23 protein-coding genes and 1 tRNA gene are annotated in these 22,725 nt (G+C 66.7%); 16 read left to right on the top strand and 8 right to left on the bottom strand.

Translation table 11 applies throughout. The features are described 5' to 3' along the window. Positions 1-757 precede the first annotated feature (757 nt). A tRNA-Ser gene (locus Q7J26_RS03230) sits at positions 758-849 on the bottom strand. 87 nt (positions 850-936) lie between these two features. Between Q7J26_RS03230 and Q7J26_RS03225 the strand changes: the two genes are divergently transcribed. From Q7J26_RS03225 to Q7J26_RS03195, 7 genes are all read left to right on the top strand, one after another. Then, entirely contained in the window at positions 937-2,487 is a 1,551-nt protein-coding gene (locus tag Q7J26_RS03225) for an exopolysaccharide biosynthesis polyprenyl glycosylphosphotransferase (protein ID WP_304935075.1), read from the top strand. After that, entirely contained in the window at positions 2,484-3,944 is a 1,461-nt protein-coding gene (locus Q7J26_RS03220; RefSeq protein WP_370651903.1) for a lipopolysaccharide biosynthesis protein, read from the top strand. Before Q7J26_RS03225 ends, Q7J26_RS03220 begins: the two co-directional genes overlap by 4 nt. Further along, complete coding sequence (locus Q7J26_RS03215; RefSeq protein WP_304935074.1) at positions 3,941-4,882, top strand: glycosyltransferase; 942 nt, start codon at positions 3,941-3,943, stop codon at positions 4,880-4,882. Before Q7J26_RS03220 ends, Q7J26_RS03215 begins: the two co-directional genes overlap by 4 nt. Then, positions 4,882-5,814: a glycosyltransferase family 2 protein gene (locus Q7J26_RS03210; RefSeq protein ID WP_304935073.1), complete on the top strand. Its 933-nt coding sequence runs from the start codon at positions 4,882-4,884 to the stop codon at positions 5,812-5,814. Before Q7J26_RS03215 ends, Q7J26_RS03210 begins: the two co-directional genes overlap by 1 nt. Before the next feature lie 222 nt (positions 5,815-6,036). Continuing rightward, positions 6,037-6,288 carry a PadR family transcriptional regulator gene (locus Q7J26_RS03205; RefSeq protein ID WP_304935072.1) on the top strand — a complete coding sequence of 84 codons (252 nt, stop codon included), beginning with the start codon at positions 6,037-6,039 and terminating at the stop codon, positions 6,286-6,288. 89 nt (positions 6,289-6,377) lie between these two features. Beyond that, entirely contained in the window at positions 6,378-6,857 is a 480-nt protein-coding gene (locus Q7J26_RS03200; protein WP_304935071.1) for a hypothetical protein, read from the top strand. A 145-nt stretch (positions 6,858-7,002) separates the two neighbouring features. Then, positions 7,003-7,218, top strand: coding sequence for a hypothetical protein (locus Q7J26_RS03195; protein WP_304935070.1), 216 nt, complete (start codon positions 7,003-7,005; stop codon positions 7,216-7,218). Positions 7,219-7,486: 268 nt separating this feature from the next. Here the strand turns inward: Q7J26_RS03195 and Q7J26_RS03190 are convergent, their stop codons facing one another. Then, a complete protein-coding gene (locus Q7J26_RS03190) occupies positions 7,487-8,188 on the bottom strand; it encodes a hfsB (RefSeq protein WP_271166525.1) in 702 nt (233 codons plus the stop codon). A 50-nt stretch (positions 8,189-8,238) separates the two neighbouring features. Beyond that, positions 8,239-9,678, bottom strand: a complete 1,440-nt coding sequence (locus tag Q7J26_RS03185) for a Wzz/FepE/Etk N-terminal domain-containing protein (RefSeq protein ID WP_304935069.1) — start codon at positions 9,676-9,678, stop codon at positions 8,239-8,241. 123 nt (positions 9,679-9,801) lie between these two features. Here Q7J26_RS03185 and Q7J26_RS03180 point away from each other — a divergent pair, with 123 nt between their 5' ends. After that, entirely contained in the window at positions 9,802-10,551 is a 750-nt protein-coding gene (locus Q7J26_RS03180) for a polysaccharide biosynthesis/export family protein (protein WP_304935068.1), read from the top strand. A gap of 6 nt (positions 10,552-10,557) precedes the next feature. On the opposite strand, the gene Q7J26_RS03175 is transcribed toward Q7J26_RS03180, so the two are convergent. Together Q7J26_RS03175 and Q7J26_RS03170 are read right to left on the bottom strand one after the other, a co-directional pair. Beyond that, entirely contained in the window at positions 10,558-10,869 is a 312-nt protein-coding gene (locus tag Q7J26_RS03175; protein WP_304935067.1) for a sel1 repeat family protein, read from the bottom strand. A gap of 172 nt (positions 10,870-11,041) precedes the next feature. Beyond that, on the bottom strand, positions 11,042-11,767 hold the full coding sequence (locus tag Q7J26_RS03170) for a glutathione S-transferase N-terminal domain-containing protein (RefSeq protein ID WP_304935066.1): 726 nt from the start codon (positions 11,765-11,767) through the stop codon (positions 11,042-11,044). Positions 11,768-11,943: 176 nt separating this feature from the next. Here Q7J26_RS03170 and Q7J26_RS03165 point away from each other — a divergent pair, with 176 nt between their 5' ends. Beyond that, positions 11,944-12,510, top strand: a complete 567-nt coding sequence (locus tag Q7J26_RS03165; RefSeq protein ID WP_304935065.1) for an RcnB family protein — start codon at positions 11,944-11,946, stop codon at positions 12,508-12,510. Between the two features lie 170 nt (positions 12,511-12,680). Continuing rightward, positions 12,681-13,643, top strand: a complete 963-nt coding sequence (locus tag Q7J26_RS03160; RefSeq protein WP_304935064.1) for an RcnB family protein — start codon at positions 12,681-12,683, stop codon at positions 13,641-13,643. Between the two features lie 149 nt (positions 13,644-13,792). Here Q7J26_RS03160 and gatB read toward each other — a convergent pair whose 3' ends face one another. Further along, positions 13,793-15,295 (bottom strand): Asp-tRNA(Asn)/Glu-tRNA(Gln) amidotransferase subunit GatB, encoded by a 1,503-nt coding sequence (gene gatB / locus Q7J26_RS03155; RefSeq protein ID WP_304935063.1) that lies wholly within the window; start codon positions 15,293-15,295, stop codon positions 13,793-13,795. Positions 15,296-15,392: 97 nt separating this feature from the next. Here gatB and Q7J26_RS03150 point away from each other — a divergent pair, with 97 nt between their 5' ends. Beyond that, positions 15,393-15,725, top strand: coding sequence for a hypothetical protein (locus Q7J26_RS03150; protein ID WP_304935062.1), 333 nt, complete (start codon positions 15,393-15,395; stop codon positions 15,723-15,725). Between the two features lie 44 nt (positions 15,726-15,769). Here the strand turns inward: Q7J26_RS03150 and gatA are convergent, their stop codons facing one another. Continuing rightward, positions 15,770-17,248 carry an Asp-tRNA(Asn)/Glu-tRNA(Gln) amidotransferase subunit GatA gene (gatA, locus tag Q7J26_RS03145; RefSeq protein ID WP_304935061.1) on the bottom strand — a complete coding sequence of 493 codons (1,479 nt, stop codon included), beginning with the start codon at positions 17,246-17,248 and terminating at the stop codon, positions 15,770-15,772. Between the two features lie 147 nt (positions 17,249-17,395). Further along, positions 17,396-17,683 carry an Asp-tRNA(Asn)/Glu-tRNA(Gln) amidotransferase subunit GatC gene (gatC, locus tag Q7J26_RS03140; RefSeq protein WP_008261275.1) on the bottom strand — a complete coding sequence of 96 codons (288 nt, stop codon included), beginning with the start codon at positions 17,681-17,683 and terminating at the stop codon, positions 17,396-17,398. Between the two features lie 227 nt (positions 17,684-17,910). On the opposite strand from gatC, the gene Q7J26_RS03135 reads away from it, so the two are divergent. The 5 genes from Q7J26_RS03135 to pyrC all read left to right on the top strand — a co-directional run bounded on the left by Q7J26_RS03135 (position 17,911) and on the right by pyrC (position 22,563). After that, entirely contained in the window at positions 17,911-18,747 is an 837-nt protein-coding gene (locus Q7J26_RS03135; RefSeq protein WP_304935060.1) for a hypothetical protein, read from the top strand. A gap of 101 nt (positions 18,748-18,848) precedes the next feature. Next, positions 18,849-19,328 (top strand): Holliday junction resolvase RuvX, encoded by a 480-nt coding sequence (ruvX, locus tag Q7J26_RS03130; RefSeq protein ID WP_267516242.1) that lies wholly within the window; start codon positions 18,849-18,851, stop codon positions 19,326-19,328. Beyond that, complete coding sequence (locus Q7J26_RS03125; RefSeq protein WP_304935059.1) at positions 19,325-20,248, top strand: AEC family transporter; 924 nt, start codon at positions 19,325-19,327, stop codon at positions 20,246-20,248. Before ruvX ends, Q7J26_RS03125 begins: the two co-directional genes overlap by 4 nt. A 63-nt stretch (positions 20,249-20,311) precedes the next feature. Then, positions 20,312-21,292, top strand: a complete 981-nt coding sequence (locus Q7J26_RS03120) for an aspartate carbamoyltransferase catalytic subunit (RefSeq protein ID WP_304935058.1) — start codon at positions 20,312-20,314, stop codon at positions 21,290-21,292. Beyond that, positions 21,292-22,563: a dihydroorotase gene (pyrC, locus tag Q7J26_RS03115; protein WP_304935057.1), complete on the top strand. Its 1,272-nt coding sequence runs from the start codon at positions 21,292-21,294 to the stop codon at positions 22,561-22,563. The genes Q7J26_RS03120 and pyrC overlap by 1 nt, the downstream gene beginning before the upstream one ends. The last annotated feature ends 162 nt before the right edge of the window (positions 22,564-22,725 follow it).

Below are 22,725 nucleotides of genomic sequence, written 5' to 3'. Positions count from 1 at the left end.
CACGTGATGCGATTAGGCCATTTCGCGTGTAAATCGATCAGCAGACCCGGCATCACCTACACCCACACGCCGGATCGTGGAGCACCGGACGCCCGATTTGTGCACCGCAAGTCACTGGTAGCCGCCGTTCCAGCATTCTGACTCCCCTTCACGTATGCCGATGATACAGTCTAGCGCCTCCTGCGCGTTAGTCAGATTGCCGTCCCACAGCACACCTGTCTTTCCGCGTGCATAGCGTGACAAATCCGGGTAGAGGTCTAGGTGGACGCGCGAACATGCGCTGCCACATACCTTGGGACAGACTCCGCCCTTGGGGCAGAATCGACCAGCCCCCAGCCTTCCCCAGCGTCCACTGTAGCCGAATAGCTTCTAAAATTTGTCCTCCCCTATGCGCTACGCGCTGCGACCGATACCCAAGCCGCCAGGCGGCGCGGCCGCGAATCAATCACCGCCTGGAGGCATATAAATGTTGGTTGCTCGCTTGACGGACTAGGAACAGATCAACCACCAGCGCCGCCCGCCATAATGTGGTTCGGTCGTCATAGGCCGCATCAGTTGCTCGACCTTTTCCAGGTCATTCCCATATTGCGTTCGAGTGCAGCTTGACGCCAGTTGCTGTCAGCCCATGGCGCTGCTCTCACGTTATTCCCCACACACTATCTGGCTTGTGGAAATGGCAAGGGACAGGGGGGGGGCTATTAACCCCCACAATTTCGGGCACTTTGGGTTGGTCAGTCATAATGGGGACGTCGGCCTATGGCGGAGACGGAGGGATTCGAACCCTCGGTACCCCTTACAGGGTACGACGATTTAGCAAACCGTTGCCTTCAGCCACTCGGCCACGTCTCCAGCGAAGGGCTCGATAGCCGAGCATGATGCGTTGTGCAATCCGGTTCGAGACAAAGACCTGTTGTTAACGCGACATAGAGGCGGCGTATGCACGGTGCGGCCGTGCGGAAACTCCGGATCGACATGCCCGACTGCGCCCATCCCCTTGCCGCGCCGACCGCGGTGAGCGCGAACGGCTGCGCGTCCGAAAGCCTCGCGCCGCATGCCGAACGCGGGCCTTTCCGACCGGAAGTGTGGCGGAACGCGCGCCAGCGCTCGACCGTGCGGCTGGCCGCCTATTATTTCCGCGCCGCCGATGTTCTGGCCGTCGTCGGCCTGGCCGTTCTGGCGCTGTGGTCGCTGGGATCTCTGGATGTGAAGACCCTGACCGTCGGCGCCGTCCTGCCCCTGGCGACTGGCGTCGTCGTCGCCCTGGCCTTGTTGCGCAGCCTGGGCCTGTATCGATTCGGACCGGAGCCGACGCCCCTGCTCCATCTGGTCGGGGTCGTCGGGATCGTCGCCCTAGCGATCATGGCGGCGCTGCTGGTCGGCCTGGGCCTGGACGGGCACGGCCTGGGGCCGGTTTTACCCTGGGGTCTTGCGGCCACGGTCTGTCTGGCCGGCCTGCACGGCTTATGGCGGGTCTTGGCGGCCCGGTGGCGGCGGCAGGGCCTGCTGTCGCCCAATATCGTCATCGTCGGGGCGACCCGAAACGCCGAAGCCCTGATCCGGCGGGCGCTGGACCGGCGCGACCTGAACGTGCTGGGCGTGTTCGACGACCGTCTGGCCCGCTCGCCCGACCGCCTGGCCGGGGTGCCGGTGCTGGGCGGGGCCAACGCCCTGCTGACCCATCGCATGCTGCCCTATGTCGACCGGATCGTTCTGGCGATCGACGCCGAGGCCGGGGCGCGGGTCCGCGAGCTGACGCGCCGTCTGGAGACCCTGCCCAATCCCCTGACCGTCCTGTTCGATTCCGACGCCAGTCGTGAGGCGGCGCTGAATCGTCTGGCCGGTCCGTCCTTGGCCGAAATCGGCGCCGCCCCCGACGACGACCGCCGCGCCTTCGCCAAACGGGTGCAGGATCTGTTGATCGGCACCCTGGCCCTGGTCGTCTTCGCCCCGGTCATGGCGGTCGTCGCCCTGGCCGTGCGGCTGGACAGTCCCGGCCCGATCCTGTTCCGCCAGCGTCGCCATGGCTTCAACCAGGAGACCATCGTGGTGTGGAAGTTCCGCTCGATGCGCCACTGCGACGCCGACGCGACCGCCAGCCGCCAGGTCGTCGCCGACGACGACCGCGTCACCCGCGTCGGCCGCTTCATCCGCGCCTCCAGCCTGGATGAGCTGCCCCAGTTGTTCAACGTGCTCAGGGGCGAAATGTCCCTGGTCGGCCCGCGCCCCCACGCCATCGGCATGAGGACCGGCGAGACCGAATCCGCGCTTCTGGTCGCCGAATACGCACACCGCCACCGCATCAAGCCGGGCATGACCGGCTGGGCCGCCGTTCGCGGGTCGCGCGGACCGGTGGACACCGAGGCCGAGGTGCGCCGCCGCGTCGAACTGGACATCGACTATATCCAGCGCCAGTCCTTCTGGCTGGATCTGTGGATCATACTGATCACAATCCCCGTCCTGCTGGGCGACCGGGCGGCCGTGCGGTGAGCGAGAAGCGCATGTTCTGGCGCGGCGTCTGGGGCTATCTGCCGGCCCAGATCGTCCAGGGGGTGGTCGGCTTCCTGACCATCGTCGTCTTCACCCGTCTGCTCAGCCCCGAGGATTTCGGCCACTACGCCCTGGCGTTTTCGGTCACCAGCCTGGCCCATACGGTCAGCTTCAGCTGGCTGGAGGCGTCCATGGCCCGCTTCTGGGCGGCCGAGCGCACGCCGGGCGGCCTGGCCACCCATTTCGCCAGCCTGTACCGGACGTCTTTCGCCGTCATCGCCGTCTTCGTGCCGCTGGCCGCCCTGGTGGTCTGGCTCCTGCCCCTGACTCCGGCCTTCAAGCTGGCGGTCGGTTTCGGCCTGGCCGGGGCGCCGATCCGCAACCTGGCCAAGCTGGCGCAGGAGCGGTACCGCGCCGCCGGCGAGGTGTCCAAGGCCGCCTCGGTGGACATGGCCGTCGCCGTCCTGGGCTTCCTGGTCGGGGCCGGTTTCGCCCTGGCCGGGGCGGGCGCCGCCTCGCCCATGCTGGGCCTGATGATCGCCCCCCTGTTCGCCCTGCCCTTCATCCTGCCGGGCGAACTGCGCCAGTCGGCGGGCGGAACCGTGGATCGCGCGCGGCTGAAGACCTACGCCGCCTACGGCTATCCGATCGCGGCCTCGCTGACCCTGGCCCTGGTCCTGGCCTCGACCGACCGCTTCCTGCTGGCGGCCTTCATGGATGCGGCGGCGGTCGGCGCCTATCACGCCAGCTACAGCCTGGCGAACCGCACGCTGGACGTGATGTTCATCTGGCTGGGCGCGGCCGGCGCCCCGGCCATGGTCATGGCGCTGGAGCGCGGCGGCCGCGAGGCCCTGCGCCAGACGGCGCTGGAACAGGGTTCGACCCTGATCCTGATCGGCCTGCCCGCCGCCGTCGGCCTGTCCCTGGTCGCCCGCCCGCTGGCCGAGCTGATGATCGGCCCTGACCTGCGCGTCGCCGCCGCCCTGGTCACGCCCTGGATCGCGGCCTCGGCCTTCATGTCCGGCCTGATCGCCTATTATTTCGGTTTCGGCTTCACCCTGGGCAAGAAGACCGGCCTGCTGCTCGTCACCATGGCTGTTCCGGCGCTGGCCAATATCGTCCTGAACCTGGTGCTGATCCCCCGGCTGGGCGTGCTGGGCGCCGCCGTCGCCACGGCCCTCAGCTTCGCCATAGGCCTGGTCGCCTGCCTGATCATCAGCCGCCGCGCCATCGCCCTGCCCATTCCGTGGGAGGCGCTGATCCGTTGCGGCGTCGCCTCGACCGGCATGGCCCTGGTGGTCTGGCGCCTTCCGCCGCTGGGCGGTTTTGTCGAACTGATGCTGGACGCGAGCGTCGGCGGACTGGTCTATGCGGCCCTGGCGCTCACCCTGAACGCCGCCGGGGTGCGCGATGTGCTGAACCGCCTGATCCAGGCCCGACGAGGGGCGACGGCATGAGCGGCTCCCGCGCCGATATTCACGACAATCCCGGCTGGGCCGCCGCCCGGCCCGCCCTGTCGGTCCTGATTCCCTTCCTGGGCGACGATCCCGAGCCCCTGCTGCGCCGGCTGGATACCGAAGCCGCCGCCCTGGCCGGCCGGGTCGAGCTGATCCTGCTGGACGACGGCACGGGCGACGCCGACCTGACCGCCCGGCTGAAGGCGACGCTGGACGCCCTGGCCCTGCCCGCCCGCCTCGTCACCCTGTCCGCCAACGAAGGCCGGGCGCGGGGTCGCAACCGGCTGACCATCGCCGCCCGCGCCGGGTCCTGGCTGTTCCTCGACAGCGACATGAAGCCGGACAGCCCCCGCTTCCTCCAGACCTGGGTCGATCTGATCGCGCGCGACGACCCGGCCGTGGCCTTCGGCGGTTTCTCGCTGAAACAGGCGCCGCGCGACCGTCGGTTCGCCGTCCACCGCGCCCTGTCCGGCGCCAGCGAATGCGTACGCGCCGCCCAGCGCGCCAAGACGCCCGAGAAATACGTCTACACCTCCAACCTGCTGGTCCGGCGCGATGTCTTCGCCGTCGAATCCTTCGACCCCGGCTTCACCGGCTGGGGGTGGGAGGATGTGGAATGGGCCATGCGGGTCGCCCGCCGGTTCCAGGTGGTCCACATCGACAACCCCGCCACCCACATGGGCCTGGACACGGTGGCGGACCTGGCGCGCAAGTTTGACCAGGGCGCCGCCAACTTCGCCCGCGTGGTCGCCCTGCACCCGGCCATCGTCCAGACCTACCCCAGCTACAAGGCCGCCCGCGCCCTGAAACGCCTGCCGTCCCTGCCGCTGATCCGTCGCATGGCCCGGGGCGCGGCCCTGTCGCCGCTGTTGCCGACCCGCACCCGCGCCTTCGCCCTGCGTCTGTACCGCGCGGCCGTCTATGCGGACGCGATCTGATGCGGGACGTCGCCGTCGTCATCCCCACCCTGCGTCGCCCGGCCATGCTGGAGCGGGCTCTGCGCTCGGTCTTCGCTCAGGTCGGATCCCTGGACCGGATCGCCGCCGTGGTCGTCGCCGACAATGACCCCGACGGTTCGGCTGCCGCCCTGATCGACCGCCTGCGGGCCGAAACGCCGGTTCCTCTGACCTATGCCCACGCGCCTGTCCCCGGCGTCGCCACGGCGCGAAACATCGGCCTGGCCGCTGCCGACGCCCCCCTGATCGCCTTCCTGGATGACGACGAGGCCGCCTCCCCTGGCTGGCTGGCCGCCCTGTTGCAGGCCCAGTCCCAGACCGGCGCCGACGTCCTGTTCGGCCCGATCCGAGGCCGCGTGCCCGACGGAACCGGCTGGACCACCGCCTATCTGGAGCGCTTCTTCGGCCGCGACGGACCGACCCAGACCGGCCTGACCGACCAGATCCACGGCTGCGGCAACAGTCTGATGGTCCGCGCCTCGGCCCTGCCCGGCCCCGCACCCTTCGACGCCGCCATGGACCAGACGGGCGGCGAGGACGACCGTCTGTTCACCGCCCTGCAAGCGCGCGGCTGCCGATTCGGCTGGGCCGCCGACGCCTGGGTGGACGAGTTCGCGCCGCCCGACCGCGCCACCCTGAACTACGCCCTGCTGCGCGCCTTCGCCTATGGCCAAAGCCCCAGCCAGATGGCCGCCGCCCGCCGCGACTGGCCCGGCGTCGCCCGCTGGATGCTGATCGGCGCCGCCCAGGCCGCCGTCTGGGGCCTCGCCTCCCTCGCCCTGACCCTGCTCCGCCGCCCCGCCCGCGCCGAAACCCTGGACCGCACGGCGCGCGGCCTGGGCAAGATCTTCTGGACCAGCCGGTTTGAGCCGAAATTCTACGGCGCGGCGATGGTCAGGCGAACGGGGGGCTGACGGCCGAAATCTTCGTCAGAGGATTTAGCGCTTCCCCTTAAACCGCCTCCCGACATGCCGTCTTTGCGGCGCCTCGACATCCCGCATCTACCGACAGATGAGACCAGTTCCCCACCGCGAAGAAGCGCGATTGACTCATAACTCGACATATGTCGATATAAATCCATGCCGAGAACAGCCAACGCATCCACTCAAACCCGACGCCTGCTGGCGGAGCTTGCCTTGCAGCCCCAGGCTTGGCGGTATGGCTATGAACTCTGTAAGGCCACAGGCCTGAAATCGGGGACGCTGTACCCCACGCTGGCGCGCCTCAGCGAGCAGGGACTTCTGGAATCAGAATGGCGTCAGCCCTTGGAACAGGGCCGTCCGCCGCGTCACGCCTATCGGCTGACCACCGCCGGCGCGCAGTTCGCACTCGCCCAGGCCCAACGCCAGATCCGCAGTCCCGGAACCAGCAAACAGGTGCTCGCATGAGGATATCGTCTCGCAAACGGATCGCCGGAGCGATCTGCGCCCTCGCCTCTCGAATTGCACCGGCGCACAGGTCCCCCCTGGTGCACGCCATGGCGGTTGAACTGGATCATGTCGATGAACGCGACGCCCTCCAGTTCGCGGTTGGTTGCCTCTACTGCACGCTCGGTTGGTGGCTGGCCACGGCGGACGGCGTGAGCTGGACGGCGCGCTTCGCCATTTCGACAGGGACAGCGGTCTTAGGCGTGGCCTGTTTTGCCGTCGCCCTGCGTCTATTGACCCAGGACGCCCAGAACGCTGCGCTTTTCCTGGCGGCTATGGCGATCTTCTATGCCGGCGCCGCCGGGGTGGCGTGGACGATCGGTCTCAAGGCTTCGGCGCATTATTTTGGCGCGGGCATTATTCTCAACACCCTGGTCTCGCTCGCTTTCGGGACGCTTTCTTCCGACGTCCCGCCGCATGCCAGATTTCTGCAAGCCTTGGGGATCGAGGCGTACGGCCTCCTCGCCCTATTGATCGGCCTCGCTCTGAGCGCCCATTGGCTGTCACTTCGTCTAAGGGCGAAACCATGATGCGCCGTCTAAATGGGTCTTCGCAACGACCGCAGGCCTGCTCGGCGCTCTACATGTCGGCCTGACAGCCCTACTCTATCGGCAAGCCTCGCTCGAGGCGCTTTGGCTTTCTGGCGCGGGCCTGGCCATAGCTGCGGTTGGGCTGATGAATATCGTCGATCTGCGGGCACGGGAACAATCAAGCCCGCTGATCCTGTTCGCCGCCAACATCGCACTAAGCGGCTTCTTCGTCGCGGCCTGGTCCTTGATGAAGGCGCCTCAGGTCGCCCTGGGCTTTGTTCTATTTGCAGGAATGGCCGCCTGCGACGCCTTCAGATCGCTGAAGAGCATTAACTGGCAGGCCCAAATGGCGCGGCGATGATGCTCAACCGACGCCCTCGACGCAGCGTCATCACGGCTAGCTCAGCCGTCCTTTGCCATCTCAATTTTGAAGACAACTCTCTTTATTTTCAATAGCCTGAAAATAAAAGCGGCGTTCAAACCACCACTCTGCGGATCGGGATTATAATCTGGCGTTGGTCTTTGACATCGCGTTCCAGAAGAGCTGAAGGGCCGAGCCCTCGCGCCGCAGAATATACGAAAATAGACTCACTTTTTTTCGAGTCGATTGAGTCTATTTCGCTCGGGCCTCAGCCCGCCAGCCGGCTCAGGAACTTGGGCGGCTTGTAGGTCGAGCGGTTCATGACCACCCCGGCGATGCGACCGCCGACCGCCTCGATCTCATCGCGAAGGATCACCGGTCCGCTCGCGGTCGCGCCGCCGGCCGCCACCACCAGCACCGTCATGTCGACGAAGGGGGCCAGGATGATCGCCATGTCGTTGCGGTCCGCCGCCGGGCTGTCGATGACGATGGTGTCGGCGTGGGGCCTCAAGGCGTCCCAGTAGCGGGGCTCTCCCACCGCCTCGACGCGGTGGCCCGAGCGCAGGGATTCCATATGGAACCGGGTCGTCCACAATCGCCCGCCCAGGCAGGGACGGGCGGTAAGCAGGCGCGCGGGCGGAACCGGCTTGCCGTCCCGACCGGTCGGGGCCGGCGTGACGGCGAAGAAGCTGGACCCATCGGGCGAGGCCTGGGCCGGCTTGCCCAGTTGGCCGAACCGGTCCGGTTCGGCGGCGATGGCGTCCAGCTGGCCCTGCTGGGCCAGGTCGCCGTCCACGAGCCAAACCGGCTTGCGCGCCCGCACGGCGGCCAGACGCGCGAACTCCCGCGCCACGGTCGAGACGCCCTCTCCGGTCGTGGCGGCGGCGAACTGGATCACGCGGGCGCGATGCGCGGGGGCAGGCCCCAGCGCCGCCCAAAGACCGGCCATTTCGGACGTCAGATCGACCATCGAATCGCTATGCGCGCTCCACCAGGTCCCAGATTACCACGGCCACGCTCCTAGTGCGCCTTGGCCGGCGCCACCGCCAGGACCGGCATGTCCAGGGTCCGCCGCACCGAGTCGGGCGTCGAAAAGCCCCGCCGCGTGAATATCCGCAACAGGCCGATGCACAGGGCCGTAAAGGCGGCGAACAGGAAGACGGCGGCCAGGGCCGGCGCCTTCAGGCTCTTGCCGGTCGAGGGCGGCTGGGCGCGTTCGATGACGGTGACATTGTCGGCGCCGGCGGCGACCAGGGCGTTGTCCGCCCGGCTCTGGCTCTCGCGCTGCTGGAACTCGCGGATATTGGCGGTCAGGACCTCGCGATTGCCTGCCAGGGTCGCGTTTTCAGACTCCAGCGCCGTCAGACGCGCCTGCCTGGCCCGAATGTCCGACAACTGACGATCTAGCGCGGACAGGCGCGCGGCCAGGGCGTCACGGTCGGCGCGGGTGTTGATCCGGTTGGTCTCCAGCTCGGTCCAGACGGGGTTCGGCCCGGTGCGAACCTCCTTGGGGCCCACGGCCGTGCCGGTCGAGACATAGGCCTGCAACTGGACAATCCGCGCCTCTATGTCCTTCACCGGCTGAGCATCGGGCTGATAGCGCGACAACAGTTGCTCGCGTTCGGTGCGCAGCTGCAGCACCTGGTCCTGGGCCGAGATGTTCAGATCCTGCTGAAGGGCTACCTCCGCCGGCGTCGCCGCCTGCTGCGCCTCCAGGGTGTTCAGCCTCTGGCTGGTCTGGTTCAGCTGGCTCTGGGTCGACAACCGGTCGGTGAAGACCGTCTGATAGACGGCCGCCAGAGTGGTCTTTGCCGCGGTAAAGTCGCCGATGTCGTTGGTCGTCAGGAACTGCTCATAGGCTTGATCCGCCGCGTTCAGATCATCCTGGAAGGCCAGTCTCTGGGTGGCGATTGCGGGGGTCTTGTCCTGGAAGACCTCGCGGCGATAGGCCAGATATTGCTCGATCACGGTGTTCAGCACGCGCGCCGCGCGCTCGGGGTCGTCGGCTTCATAGCTCAGACGGATGATCGCGCTGCCCGGCGCCGTCCCGACGCCCAGGCTGGCGCCGATCAGTTTTCTCGCCGCGGCCTCGGCCCGATCCTTCGATCCCGTCGGCGTCTTGCCCAGGATCGCCGCAGGCCCCAGGGCCTCGACCACGCGCTGGCGCACCTGGCCCGAACTCAGGATCGCGGCTTCGGAATTCGCCACCTCGTCGCCCTGCGGCGCCTGCCCCCGTTCGGCCGTGCCGACGCGCGGCTGATAGACATATTCCTGACCCACGCCGGCGAAGACCGCGCCCTGGGCCGTGTAATTCTTCTTCAGGGTGAAGGCGGCCGCGGCGCCCAGGGCGAAGATGACCAGGAAGACGATGACCATCAGCAGCAGTTCACGAAACAGCAGACCGACGACGTCCAGCACGCCATAGCGCGGTCGGGTCGTGACATATGCCGTCGAGCGCATAGGCGGGCCGAATCCTGGAAAGTCTTTTGCGAATCCACCCTTCGCCCACCGGCGTTAACCATCGGTTACCCATAAGCGGCGAGTCTGCAGTTCAACGCCCTTTCGTCGGACCAGACCGATTCCATGACGCCAGATCGCCGACTGTTCCTGCTGGCCCTCGGATCGGGTTGCGCCGCCTTGGCCGCGTGCGGCGGCGGTCGCATGCCGCGCCCCGAAGACTCACGAAGGGTAGAGGCCGCACGACGGGGCGACTTTCCCGCCATCCCGTTCGCAAGCTGGACGGACGAGGAGCCGGAATATCTGCTCTATCCGGGCGACGAGATCGAGGTGGCCCTGCCCACCGCGTCCGAACTGACCCGCACGCTCAAGGTCGGGCCCGACGGCCGCGTCGCGCTGCCTCTGGTCGGCCAGGTGATGGCGGCGGACCGGACGCTGCCGGAGTTGGAGCGGGAAGTGTCTTCGGCCTACGCCTCGCAACTGGTGCGGCCCATCGTGGAGGTGACGCTGCGCCAGGCAGGCCCGATCCGCGTCTGGATCGACGGCGAGGTGCGAACCCCGGGCGTCATCGAGATGACCGGCGATCTGGACGCCTATCAGGCGGTGGTCCAGGCGGGCGGTTTCCTGGCGTCGGGCAAGCCTGAGCTTACGGCCCTGATCCGACGCGGTCCGGGTGGGTCGCGCATGATGCGGGTGGTCGATCTGCGTCCGCGTCGCGGCGAGGTCGTGGCCCTGCGCCGGGGCGACATCATCTTCGTGCCGCGCTCGACCCTGGGCGAACTCGCCGCCTTCTTCACCCAGGTGCGCGCCGCCCTGCCCATCGGCTTCAGCTATTCGATCAATGGATCGAACGGCAACGGCTACGCCACCTTCTGAAGTCCGTCAGGCGGCCAGCCGCACCACGCCGGTGTCGATATAACGACGGGCGGCCTTCTGGGCCTCGGCGATTTCTTCGCGTTCCATTTCCTGGCTCATCTCGCGGCGATAGACGCGCGCCTCGATCGAGCCCTTCATGGCGGCCAGGTTGAAGATCATGTGGGCCGAGACCCGGTCCATCGGGCAACCGCCCGAGCCGGCCGAATACATCATGCCCAGCTTGAACAGGTCATCGCCCGACATATCGACGGTCGGCAGCGGCAAGGACGCGACTTCCAAGTCGGCCTGCAGGTCGTGCGCCATTTCTTGCGCGTTCATTACCGTATCTCCTGAACGGGCGCCGTTCTGGGCCCGCCTCTGATGCCGCATCAAATACCGCCGGTTTGAAGTTAAAGTTAACAGCGCAAAGCGCCGCCGAATTTTTAAGTAAAACAGGAATGAATACTGCGAAAAGCGTTCAGAGTTCCGATACGATTTGGAAAGGCCTTGTTTACGTCTTGGGCGCCCTCTGGCCGAACAAAACCTTGCGCGCCGCCTCGGCGTCCTTGCCCGGCGCGCCTGCATTTCCGCGTCGGTCTTCCAACAGGGCGCGTCCGGCCTTGACCGCAGGCCGTGAGCCGACCCGCTCCATCCAGCCCGCCAGGTGCGGAAAGTCCGTCAGATCCTGTCCCTGCAACGTCGGCAATATCCACGGCCAGGCCGCCATGTCGGCGATGGAGTAATCGCCCGCCAGATAGTCGCGATCCTGCAGACGTCGATCCATGACGCCGTACAGGCGGAGCGTCTCGTTCGTATAGCGCTGCACCCCATAGGCGATCTGGCGCTGGTCGCGGATCATCGCCGGCGCATACTGGCGGAAATGATGGGTCTGGCCCGCCATCGGCCCCAGACCCCCGACCTGCCAGAACAGCCACTGGTTCACCTCGACACGCGCCCGCACCTCGGTCGGATAGAAACGGCCGGACTTGTCGCCGAGATACTGCAGGATCGCGCCGGACTCGAAGATCGAGATCGGTTCGCCGCCAGGCCCTTCCGGATCGACGATGGCGGGCATACGGCCGTTCGGGCTGATGGCCTGGAACCCCGGCTCGAACTGTTCGCCCGTTCCGATGTTCACCGGCTTGACCTCATAGGCCAGGCCCATCTCTTCCAGGGCGATGGACACCTTCCATCCATTCGGCGTGGGCCAGTACCAGAGCTGGATCGGAGCGGTCATTGCGGCGGTCTTTCCTGTGGCGTCCCTCGCATCTGGGGGCCGCGACGCCGCGCCGCAATCCACAATTCAATCCTGACACAGTCGTTCAGGACGCGTTCAGGCGCGCGATCCGACTTTCAACCTCATTAACGGGCCAGTTCGTCGTTTCCGTCGGCGGCCCAGAATGGAGCACGCAGATGAACCGCCTCACCAAGGCCGCTGTTGTCGCTATCGCCCTGTCCACCACGGCCGTTCCCCTGCTGGCCGAGGCGCAGAGCCGCGACGATCGTCGGGAATATCGCCAGGACCGCCGCGACGACCGGCGCGACTACCGCTCGGAACGCCGCGACGACCGTCGTGATTGGCGTCAGGGCGACTACAGCAGTCGGCAGGATTATCGTCAGGACCGCCGGGACGACCGTCGCGACTTCCGCCACGAGCGCCGCGACGACCGCTGGGACCGAAACAATCGCAATTGGTGGCGCGGCCGGTCGGACTTCCGCGGCTACAACGGCCCGCGCGCGGGCTACTGGTATGCGCCCAGCTACGGCTATTACCGGGTCGAGCCCCGCTACTCCGGCTATCGCTGGCGGACGGGCGGCTATCTGCCGTCTCAATACCGGACCTACTATGTTCGCGACCCGTATTTCTACGGCCTGCGCGAAGCGCCGCGCGGCTATCGCTACGTCCACGCCGGCAGCGACATTCTGATGGTCGCGGTCGCCACTGGCCTGATCGCCAGCGTCCTGTCCAACGTCTATTGAGGACGCTGAGCCGTTGAGCCGACAAGCCCCGCGAGGACAAGCTCGCGGGGCTTTTGTCTGGGGCGTCTGTCTGGGGCGCCCCCTATCCGGCATTCAGCCGGGGTTCATCGACCAGGCGCGATCATCACCCTAAGCCGCTGGAAAACCAGCGTGCAGGAATGAAAAAGACCATGAAACGCCTCCTGATGGCTTTCACCGCCGTCGCCGCCCTGGGCGGTCCGCTCGCCACCCCGCTCCAGGCCCTGGCCCAGGACCGTCAGGCCGACCGCGAACAACGCGACGCCGACCGCCCCCAAAGGCCGCAGATCACGCGGGGAGAGCGTCCCGCGCCGAACCGTCCTTTACAATCCCGGCCGGAAGCGCCCTCGCGCCCCACCCGGCCCGACGACAACACGCCCCGTCCCGAGCGGCCCCGTCCCGAGCGCCCGCAGACAGGGGGCGACAGGCCCGACCGTCCGAACAACGGCGGCGCGCGTCCAGATCGTCCCGACGTCAGGCCCGGCCGCCCTGAAGGGGCGAATCCGGGTCGGCCCTCTCGCCCTGATCGTCCCGAAGGCGGCTGGAATCGACCAGATCGTCCTCAGACCGGCGGATCCCGACCTGACCGCCCCTCAATCGGCGGACGACCAGATCGCCCCGGCGACAGCGCAGGGCGGCCCAACCGCCCGGACGGTGGGTGGAACCGGCCGGATCGACCCAACAATGGTCAGACACGGCCCGGCCGCCCCGACCGTCCCGGCTCGGGCTGGAACCAGAACCGCGACCGGCACGACGACTTCCGACGCCGCTTCAACAGTGAGCAATGGCGGCGCGACTTCTATCGCAACCACCGCTCTGACTGGTGGCGGAACGACCGGCGCTTCCATGGCTACAGCGGTGTGCGCGTCGGCTTCTATTTCGCGCCGGGCTGGGGCTACTACAGCGTGCCGCGCTCATACTGGGGCCGCTATTGGTCGGTCGGCAACTATCTGCCGGACGTCTTCTGGCGCTACCGCCTCGACGACTGGCGCACCTATGGCCTGGGCTATCCGCCCGAGGGCACGCGCTGGGTGCTGGTCGACAACACCATCTATCTGATCGACGAATACGACGGCTACATCATCGACGTCATCCGCGACGCCTGGCGCTGGTAGCCACTACAAAGACCGAAGGCCCGGAGAGCGATCTCCGGGCCTTCTCACTAGCCGGGCCTTCTCACTAGAATGGGTCGCTCAAGCAGCGAGCGGCCGCGCCGCGAGCGTTAGCGACCAGCCGGGGGTTTGGGGGCCGCAGCCCCCAAAAATCAAAGTCCCAGCTTGGCCTTCAGGATGTCGTTGACCGCCGCCGGATTGGCCTTGCCGCCTGTGGCCTTCATCACCTGGCCGACGAACCAGCCCAGGGCTTGAGGCTTCTCGGCGACCGCCGCCGCCTTGTCCGGATTGGCGGCGATGATCTCATCGACCGCCTTCTCGATAGCGCCGGTGTCGGTGACCTGTTTCAGGCCGTGCTTCTCCACGACTTCGGCTGGCGAACCTTCGCCGTTCCAGACGTGATCGAAGACCTCCTTGGCGATCTTGGACGAGATGACGTTCGTCTCGATCAGTTCGACCAGCTGGGCCACATGGGCCGCCGGCAGCGGGTTCTCGCTGAAGTCCTTGTGGTCAGCCGTCAGACGCGCCGAGATCTCGTTGGTGACCCAGTTGGACACCAGCTTGGCGTCGCGGCCTTTGGCGGCGGCTTCGAAATAGTCCGCCTTGGCCTGTTCCGAGATCAGCACCACCGCATCGTACTGAGACAGGCCGTATTGGCTTATCAGCCGTTTGCGCTTGTCGTCCGGCAGTTCGGGCAGCGAGGCCTTGATCTCGTCGATCCAGGCCTGTTCCAGATCCAGCGGCAGCAGGTCCGGATCCGGGAAATAGCGATAGTCCTGCGCCTCTTCCTTGGACCGCATCGAACGCGTCTCGCCGGCCGTCGGATCGTACAGGCGCGTCTCCTGAGTGATCGAGCCGCCGTCCTCAAGGATCTCGATCTGGCGGCGCGCCTCGTACTGGATCGCCTGGGAGATGAAGCGGAACGAGTTGACGTTCTTGATCTCGCAGCGCGTGCCCAGGAAGCTGAAATCGCCGCTGGCCTTGAACTTCTCGTAGTTCCCCGCGCGGCAGACCGAGACGTTCACGTCGGCGCGCAGATTGCCCTTCTCCATGTCGCCGTCACAGGTGCCCAGATAGATCAGGATGGTCCGGATCTTCTTGACGTAGGCCACCGCCTCTTCCGGCGTGCGCAGGTCGGGACGAGAGACAATCTCCATCAGCGCCGTGCCGGCCCGGTTCAGGTCGACATAGCTCTCGGTCGGCGACAGGTCGTGGATCAGCTTGCCCGCATCCTGTTCCAGGTGCAGGCGCTCGATGCCGACGTTGAAGAAGCTGCCGTCCTCGGCCTCCACCTCGACCACGCCTTCGCCGACGATCGGATAATAGAGCTGGCTGATCTGATAGCCGGTCGGCAGGTCGGGATAGAAGTAGTTCTTGCGGTCGAACTGGCTGCGCTTGTTGATCTGCGCGCGCAGGCCCAGGCCGGTCTTCACCGCCTGTTCGACGCAGTGCTTGTTCAGGGTCGGCAGCATGCCGGGGAAGCCGGCGTCCACCAGCGACACCTGTTCGTTCGGCCCTCCGCCGAAGCCGACGGCGGCGCCGGAGAAGAGCTTGGCTTTCGAGGCCACCTGGGCGTGAATCTCCAGCCCCATGACGATTTCCCAATCGCCGGTGCGGCCCTTGATGGTTTTCGAGTTCGGAACAGTGTCGGTCATGGCTTCGTCCTAGCGCCGTCGTCGGCGGCGAGAAAGGGGGTGTCTTGAGGGTGTCGCGAAATCGCGCTCAACATCGGTCGCCTCAATGGAGAATCCGATGACCAAGACCCTGTTCGCCGCTGCTGCGGCTTCCCTGCTTCTGGTCGGCGCCGCCTCGGCCCAGACCGCCCCTGCCCCTGCGCCAGAACACGCACATGACGAGCACCACGCTGCGCATCCGACCATCGACAGCCCGATCGAGGCCTTGGTGAACGATCCGGCGACCAAGGCGGTGCTGGAGAAGCACCTGCCCGGCATGGACAAGCATCCCGCCTATGGCCAGTTCAAGGGCATGACCCTTCGCCAGGTTGCGCCCTACTCCCAGGGCAACATCACCGACGAGAAGATCGCGGCGATCGACGCGGATCTGAAGGCGCTTCCGGCGGCTTGATCAATAAGGGAGGGCCGGCGATCTCGCCGGCCCTTTTCTTTAATTCACCACCACTGGCCGGGCTTGGCCGTGAAGCCCGCAGCGCGTTCCAGCGCCGCGCCCACTTGGAACACCGTCGCCTCATCCAGGGCCTTGCCGATGACCTGAAGGCCCAGCGGGAGGCCGCCGGAATCGACGCCGGCGGGGACCGAGAGGCCCGGCAGGCCGGCCAGGTTGGTCGTCACGGTGAAGACGTCGTTCAGATACATGGTCAGCGGATCGATCTGCTTGTCGCCGATGGCGAAGGCGGCCGATGGGGTCGAGGGGGTCAGGATGGCGTCGACCTGGCCCCAGACATTGTCGAAGTCCTCGGCAATGCGGCGACGGACCTTCAGGGCGCGGACGTAATAGGCGTCATAGAAGCCGGCCGACAGCACATAGGCGCCGATGGTCAGGCGACGCTGGACCTCCTTGCCGAAGCCCTCGGCGCGCGAGGTGGCGTACAGGTCGTCCAGCGAGCTGAATTGATCCGCCCGGTGCCCGAACCGCATGCCGTCGTAGCGGGCAAGGTTCGACGAGGCCTCGGCCGGGGCGACGATATAATAGGTCGGCAGGGCGTATTTGGTGTGCGGCAGGCTGATCTCGACGATCTCGCAGCCCGCGTCCTTCAGCCAGGCCACGCCCTGGTCCCACAGGGCTTGGATCTCGGCGGGCATGCCGTCCACGACATATTCGCGCGGCACGCCGATGCGCAGCCCCTTGACCGACTTGCCGACCGACTGGGTCCAGTCGGGCGTCGGGACGTCCAGGCTGGTGGAGTCCTTGGCGTCGAACGAGCACATGGATTGCAGCAGCAGGGCCGCGTCCTCGACCGTCTTGGTGATCGGGCCGGCCTGGTCCAGCGAAGACGCAAAGGCCACCATGCCGAACCGGCTGGCGCGGCCATAGGTGGGCTTGATCCCGACCGTGCCGGTGAAGGCGGCGGGCTGGCGGATCGAGCCGCCGGTATCGGACGCGGTTGCGGCCAGGCACAGGTCGGCGGCGACGGCCGAGGCGGAACCGCCCGAGGATCCGCCCGGCGTCAGATCGGCGTTGGAACCGGTCGATTTCCACGGGTTCTTGACCGGACCGAAGGCCGAGGTCTCGTTCGACGAGCCCATGGCGAACTCGTCCATGTTCAGCTTGCCCAGCATGACCGCCCCGTCGCGCCACAGATTGGCGGTGACGGTCGATTCATACGGCGGCACGAAGCCGCGCAGCATGTTGGAGCCGGCCGTGGTCTGGACGCCCTCGGTGCAGAACAGGTCCTTGATCCCCAGCGGCGCGCCTTCCAGCACCCCGCCCTCGCCGGCCGCAATGCGGGCGTCGGAGGCGCGGGCCATGTCCATCGCCTTGTCCGCCGTCACCTCGACATAGGCGTTCAGGGTCGGATTGGCGGCCTCGATATTGGTCAGGAAGGCCTGGGTGATTTCCTGGGACGAGAAGTCCTTCGACTTCAGGCCGTCCACAGCCGCCTTGAGGCTCAGTTTCGTAAGATCAGACATTCGCGCCAAACCCAAAATCCGTCACCCTCGGGCTTGTCCCGAGGGTCCATTGCGCCGCATCCGCCGCGCCTTGACGGCAGACGCCGCCATTCGAACCCGCCGTGGGCCCTCGGAACAAGTCCGAGGGTGACGGGGAAAGAGAGAGCGTCACTCCACCACCTTGGGCACGACGAAGAAGCCATCGGCCGACTTCGGGGCGTTGGACAGGACGGCGTCGATCTTGCCGCCGTCGGTGACCACGTCCTCGCGCAGGCGCAGGGGCTGGGCGACGTTCGAGGTCATGGGCTCGACGCCGTCGACATCGACCTCGTTCAGCTGTTCGATCCACTGCAGGATGCCGTTCAGCTCCTGGGCCAGCGGCTCCAGCCGATCCTCGGGGGTCTTGATGCGGGCGAGATGCGCAACCTTGCGCACCGTCGCAGCGTCGATGGCCATGCGGCCCTCCAATGCACGTCGATAGGGAATGTATCGGCGGGATTAGCCTCCCGACCTCAGATTCACAAGGACGACGCTGCCTTCGCTCCGGAGCAGGACCAAGCCTAGCGGTTTAAGGCGGTATCTGACACTTATTGGGACTTATGAAACGAAACTGGACATCTTGGGCGGCGCTGACTGTTGTAGTCGCCGCTGGCATTCTCTGGGCGCTAGCGCCCAACGCTGGGATGTTGCCATACAACATTCCCGACCCCTCGAACGAGGCGGTCGGCCCGTTTAAAGAATGTCAGCTACCCCGGAAGCAACTTGGCGCAAGCAGCAAGTCGGGGGTGACGGCGCCAGCTGCCTCTGCCGAAGAAGGTCCCGATAGCGTTTCGTGCCAGCAAGCAATAAATAGCGCCCAAAGAGAAAAACAGGATTTGGCCGCCCAATGGACGGCTGCCACAGCCAACCGGAACGCCGTAGCTATTGCCGAGCGCCAGATGCGATGGAGCGTTTTGGAGTTCTTCGCTCTGATAGGAACACTGACGTTCGCCTACATTGCCATTTCTGATGGGCGCAAGCACTCTGTCGCAGAACTGAGGGCCTATGTTTCCATCAAAGACCGAGTTCTTAGTCGCCTATACGTAGGGCAACATGCGCGCGTCGATTTTAAGATATTCAACGCGGGAACCACGCCAGCACACAACATGCGGTATCGTGCAGCTCTCGAGGTTTTCGATGTGCCGTTCAAGGGCGATATCAAATCGCAGTTTGGAACGCCCGCCGGAGAAATACCTCCCCTCGCAGTTATACATCCTCAAGAATCTCATGAAGCAGAAGCTATCCAGCATAAACCCCTTACAGCGGTGGAGTGGGCTGGAATTTGTAGTGGGGCTTGGGGCCTGTATCTGGTTTGCGATGTTGAGTATGACGACGCATTCGGTAACAGCCGGCTGACCAAATTCTGTGCTTGGATAGGCGGTCCAGAGTTCGCTGAAACCGACGCTTCAGCCCGTAAGGCAGGCATCCCAAAAACGGATGTCGTGTGGATACTCACGGCAGACCACAACACCGCAACCTAGCGGCAGCGACACGACCAGAGAAAAATCAGTCCAACCACTCTTCCCGCGTTGCTCTCGTCACGCCCTTTGACTTCCCCGCCCGCCAGTCCTAACCGCAGGCCGTGCCCGTTCTCGACCTCCTCGACCTGCCCGCCGCCTGCCCGCCCGACACGCCGTGGATGGGGCTGGATCTGGGCGAGAAGACCATCGGCGTCGCCGTGTCGGACGCCACGCGCCTGATCGCCTCTCCGCTCCAGCTGATCCGCAAATCCAAGTTCACGCTGGAGGCCGAGCAGCTGTTCAAGCTGATGGCCCATCGCAAGGTCTCGGCCCTGGTGATCGGCCTGCCAGCCAATATGGACGGAACCGAAGGGCCGCGCGCCCAGTCGTGCCGCGCCTTCGCCCGCAATCTGGAGCGGCTGCGGCCGATCAACGTCGCCTTCTGGGACGAGCGGCTGTCCACCAGCGCGGTCGAGCGGTTCCTGATCGAGGACCTGGACCTGAACCGCAAGCGCCGGGCGCAGGTCGTGGACCGCACCGCCGCCGCCTGGATCCTGCAGGGGGCGCTGGATCGGGTGCGGGATCAGGCGACCTGGGTTTGACAGGGCTGATCGCCGGCGTCCTGCCGGTCTTTCTGATGATCGCCCTGGGCTATGGGCTGAGAAAGTCCGGCTTCCTGCCCGACGAGGCCTGGCGGCCAATCGAGAAGCTGTCGATCAACATCTTTTACCCAAGCTTCCTGATCCCTGCGATCTGGCACGCCGATCTGGCCGGGGGCGGGGCGACGGTGGCGGGGGCTGCGGCGGTCGGGGCGACCCTGATCGTGGCGGCGGCGACATTCGCCGCGAAACCGCTGATCCCGCTGGACGGGCCGGCCTACACCAGCGTCTTTCAGGGGGTGATCCGCTGGAACAGCTTCGTCTTCGTGCCGGTGATCCAGTCGGTCTATGGCTCGGAAGGTACGGCCATAGCCGCGGTCGCCATCGCCTTCATCATACCGGTGACCAATATCACCTGCGTCGCAGTGCTGGCCAAATGGGGATCGTTGAAACGCGAGCCGTCGGCCCTGGGGTTGGCCAAGTCGATGCTCGCCAATCCCATCCTGCTGGCCTGCCTGATCGGCCTGGCGCTGAACCTGTTGCGCGTGCCCGTGATCCCCGGCCTGTCGGACGCCCTGGACCTGTTGGGGGCCGCCGCCCTGCCCCTGGGGCTGATCGTCGCCGGGGCGGGTCTGTCCTTCGCCGAGGTCAAGCGAAGCCGCACCACCATCGCCGCCGTCACCCTGGTCAAGCTGGGGGTCATGCCGCCCCTGATGTGGTTCATCGCCTGGGCATTGGGCGGCGACAGCCTGGCCCAGGGGGTCGCCCTGATCTGCGGCGCGGCGCCGGGTTCGGCCGCCTCTTATATGCTGGCGCGGCAGATGGGCGGGGACGCGCCCCTGATCGCCGGGATCATCGCCCTGACCACCGTCGGAAGCGCCGTGGTCATTCCGGTGCTGCTGACCCTGTTCCACTTCGCTTGATCTGGCGCCCGGCCGGCGCCCGGTCTGGCGTTTGCAGCGACTCCCGCCTATAGGCGCGTCTCGATGACCCAGCCCCAAGACGTCACCGACCAGACCCTTCGCGAACGGCTGGTTCCGTTCCCCAAGGCCCATTTTCTGGCCGCCTCGGACCTGAACCCCTTCGTCACGCCGCAGTTGCTGGACCTCGGCGACGCCTTCGTCGACTTCAATCGCCAGTCGTCCAAGGCCCTGGACCTGCTGCACGGCCGCACGGTCGTGAACCTGTTCTTCGAGAACTCGACCCGCACCAGTTCTTCCTTCGAGATCGCCGCCAAGCGGCTGGGCGCCGATGTGGTGACCATGCCGGTCGGCTCGTCCTCGGTGAAGAAGGGCGAGACCCTGATCGATACGGCGGTGACGCTGAATGCGATGAAGCCGGACATTCTGGTCATCCGCCACTCGGCCTCGGGCGCGGCGGAACTGCTGAGCCAGAAGGTCGGCTGCGCCGTCGTCAACGCCGGGGACGGCCGCCACGAACACCCGACCCAGGCCTTGCTGGACCTGCTGTCGATGCGCCGCGCCTTTGGCGATGTGACCAGCCTGACCGTCGCCATCTGCGGCGACATCACCCACAGCCGGGTGGCGCGGTCGAACGTCGCCCTGTTGCAGATGATGGGCGCGCGGGTGCGCCTGATCGGCCCGCCGACCCTGGTGCCGGGCGACGCCGACCGCTGGGGCTGCGAGGTGTTCCACGACATGCGCGAGGGATTGGCGGGCTGCGACGTGGTGATGATGCTGCGGCTTCAGCTGGAGCGGATGGCCGGCGCCCTGGTGCCCTCGACCCGCGAATATTTCCGCTTCTGGGGCCTGGACCGCGAGAAACTGGCCTGGGCCAAGCCCGGCGCCCGGGTCATGCACCCCGGGCCGATGAACCGGGGGGTCGAGATCGATTCCGACGTGGCCGACGACCTGGACGTCTCCCTGATCCAGGATCAGGTCGAGATGGGCGTCGCCGCCCGCATGGCCGTGCTAGCCTCCCTCTCCGCCCGTTGGGGGGACAAGTGATGACCACCGTCGCCATCATCAACGCCCGCCTGCTGGATCCCGCCACGGACTATGACGGTCCCGGCGGCGTCCTGATCGAGAATGGCCGCATCGTGCGCGTCATTCACGGCGCATCGCCCATCGACGCCGACCAGACCATCGACGCGGACGGCCTGTGCCTGGCCCCCGGTCTGATCGACATTCGGGTCAAGACCGGCGAACCGGGCGCTGAACCGAAAGAGACGCTGAAGTCCGCCAGCCTGGCCGCTGCGGCCGGGGGCGTGACCACCATCGTGGTCCAGCCCGACACCGATCCCGCCGTCGACGACCCGGCCATGGTCGACTTCATCCAGCGGCGCGGCGCGGCCCTGAACCTGGTCAATGTTCGCGCCGCCGGCGCCGCGACCAAGGCCCTGGACGGCCAGCGGATGGCCGAGATCGGCCTGATGGACGAAGCCGGCGCCCTGTATTTCACCGACGGCGACAAGGTCATCGTCAACAGCCGCACCCTGCAGCGGGTGATGAGCTACGCCGCCGCCTTCAACGCCCTGATCGCCTGCCGCCCGTCCGATCCCTGGCTGACCGAGGGGGCCGTGGCCGCCTCGGGCGAACTGGCCACGCGTCTGGGCTTGTCCGGCAGCCCGGCCATCGCCGAGCGGATAGGGCTGGAGCGCGACCTGGCCCTGGTCGAACAGACCGGCGCCCGCTTCCTGGTGGATCAGATCTCGACCGAAGGCGCGCTGGAGACCCTGGCCCGGGCCCGCGCCAAGGGGCTTGAGGTCGCCGTCAGCGTCTCGATCAACCACCTGTGCTTCAACGAGGTGGACATCGGCGACTATCGCACCTTCTACCGGCTGGACCCGCCGCTGCGCTCCGAGGCCGATCGCCAAGCGCTGATAGAGGCGGTGCGCGAGGGTCTGATCGACGTCATCACCTCGGCCCACGCCCCGGCCCCCGCCGAGGACAAGCGCCGTCCCTTCGCCGAGGCCGCGCCCGGCGCTGTGGGTCTGGAGACCCTGCTGCCCGCCGCCCTGACCCTGCACCACGAGGACGGGCTGGACCTGCTGGACGTGCTGCGTCCCCTGACCCAGGGACCGGCGGCCCTGCTGGGCCTCGACGCCGGGGTGCTGGCCGAAGGCGCGCCCGCCGACCTGGTGCTGTTCGACCCCGGCGCGCCGATCATCGTCGATGCGGACAAGCTGCGGTCGAAGTCGAAGAACTCGCCGTTCGACGGGCGACGGCTCCAGGGCAAGGTGATCGGGACCTGGGTGGGCGGCCGGAAGGTTTTCTGACCTTGCTTTCGTCATCCTCCGGCAAGCCGCCTCTTCGCGGCGCAGACCGGGGGACCCAGCGGCGCCGAAGGCGATGCGTCCGCCGCACAGTCGTCGAAAAGCGCGTCCGCGACAGTGTCGCGCTCTCGCGCGCCGCTGGGTCCCCCGGTCGCTTCGCGCCGG

Origin of the sequence: Brevundimonas sp. (assembly GCF_030656255.1) — a bacterium.
Classification (GTDB): Bacteria; Pseudomonadota; Alphaproteobacteria; order Caulobacterales; family Caulobacteraceae; genus Brevundimonas.
The sequence above is the reverse complement of the archived record's forward strand: the minus strand, read 5'-3'. Positions and strand labels throughout refer to the sequence as shown.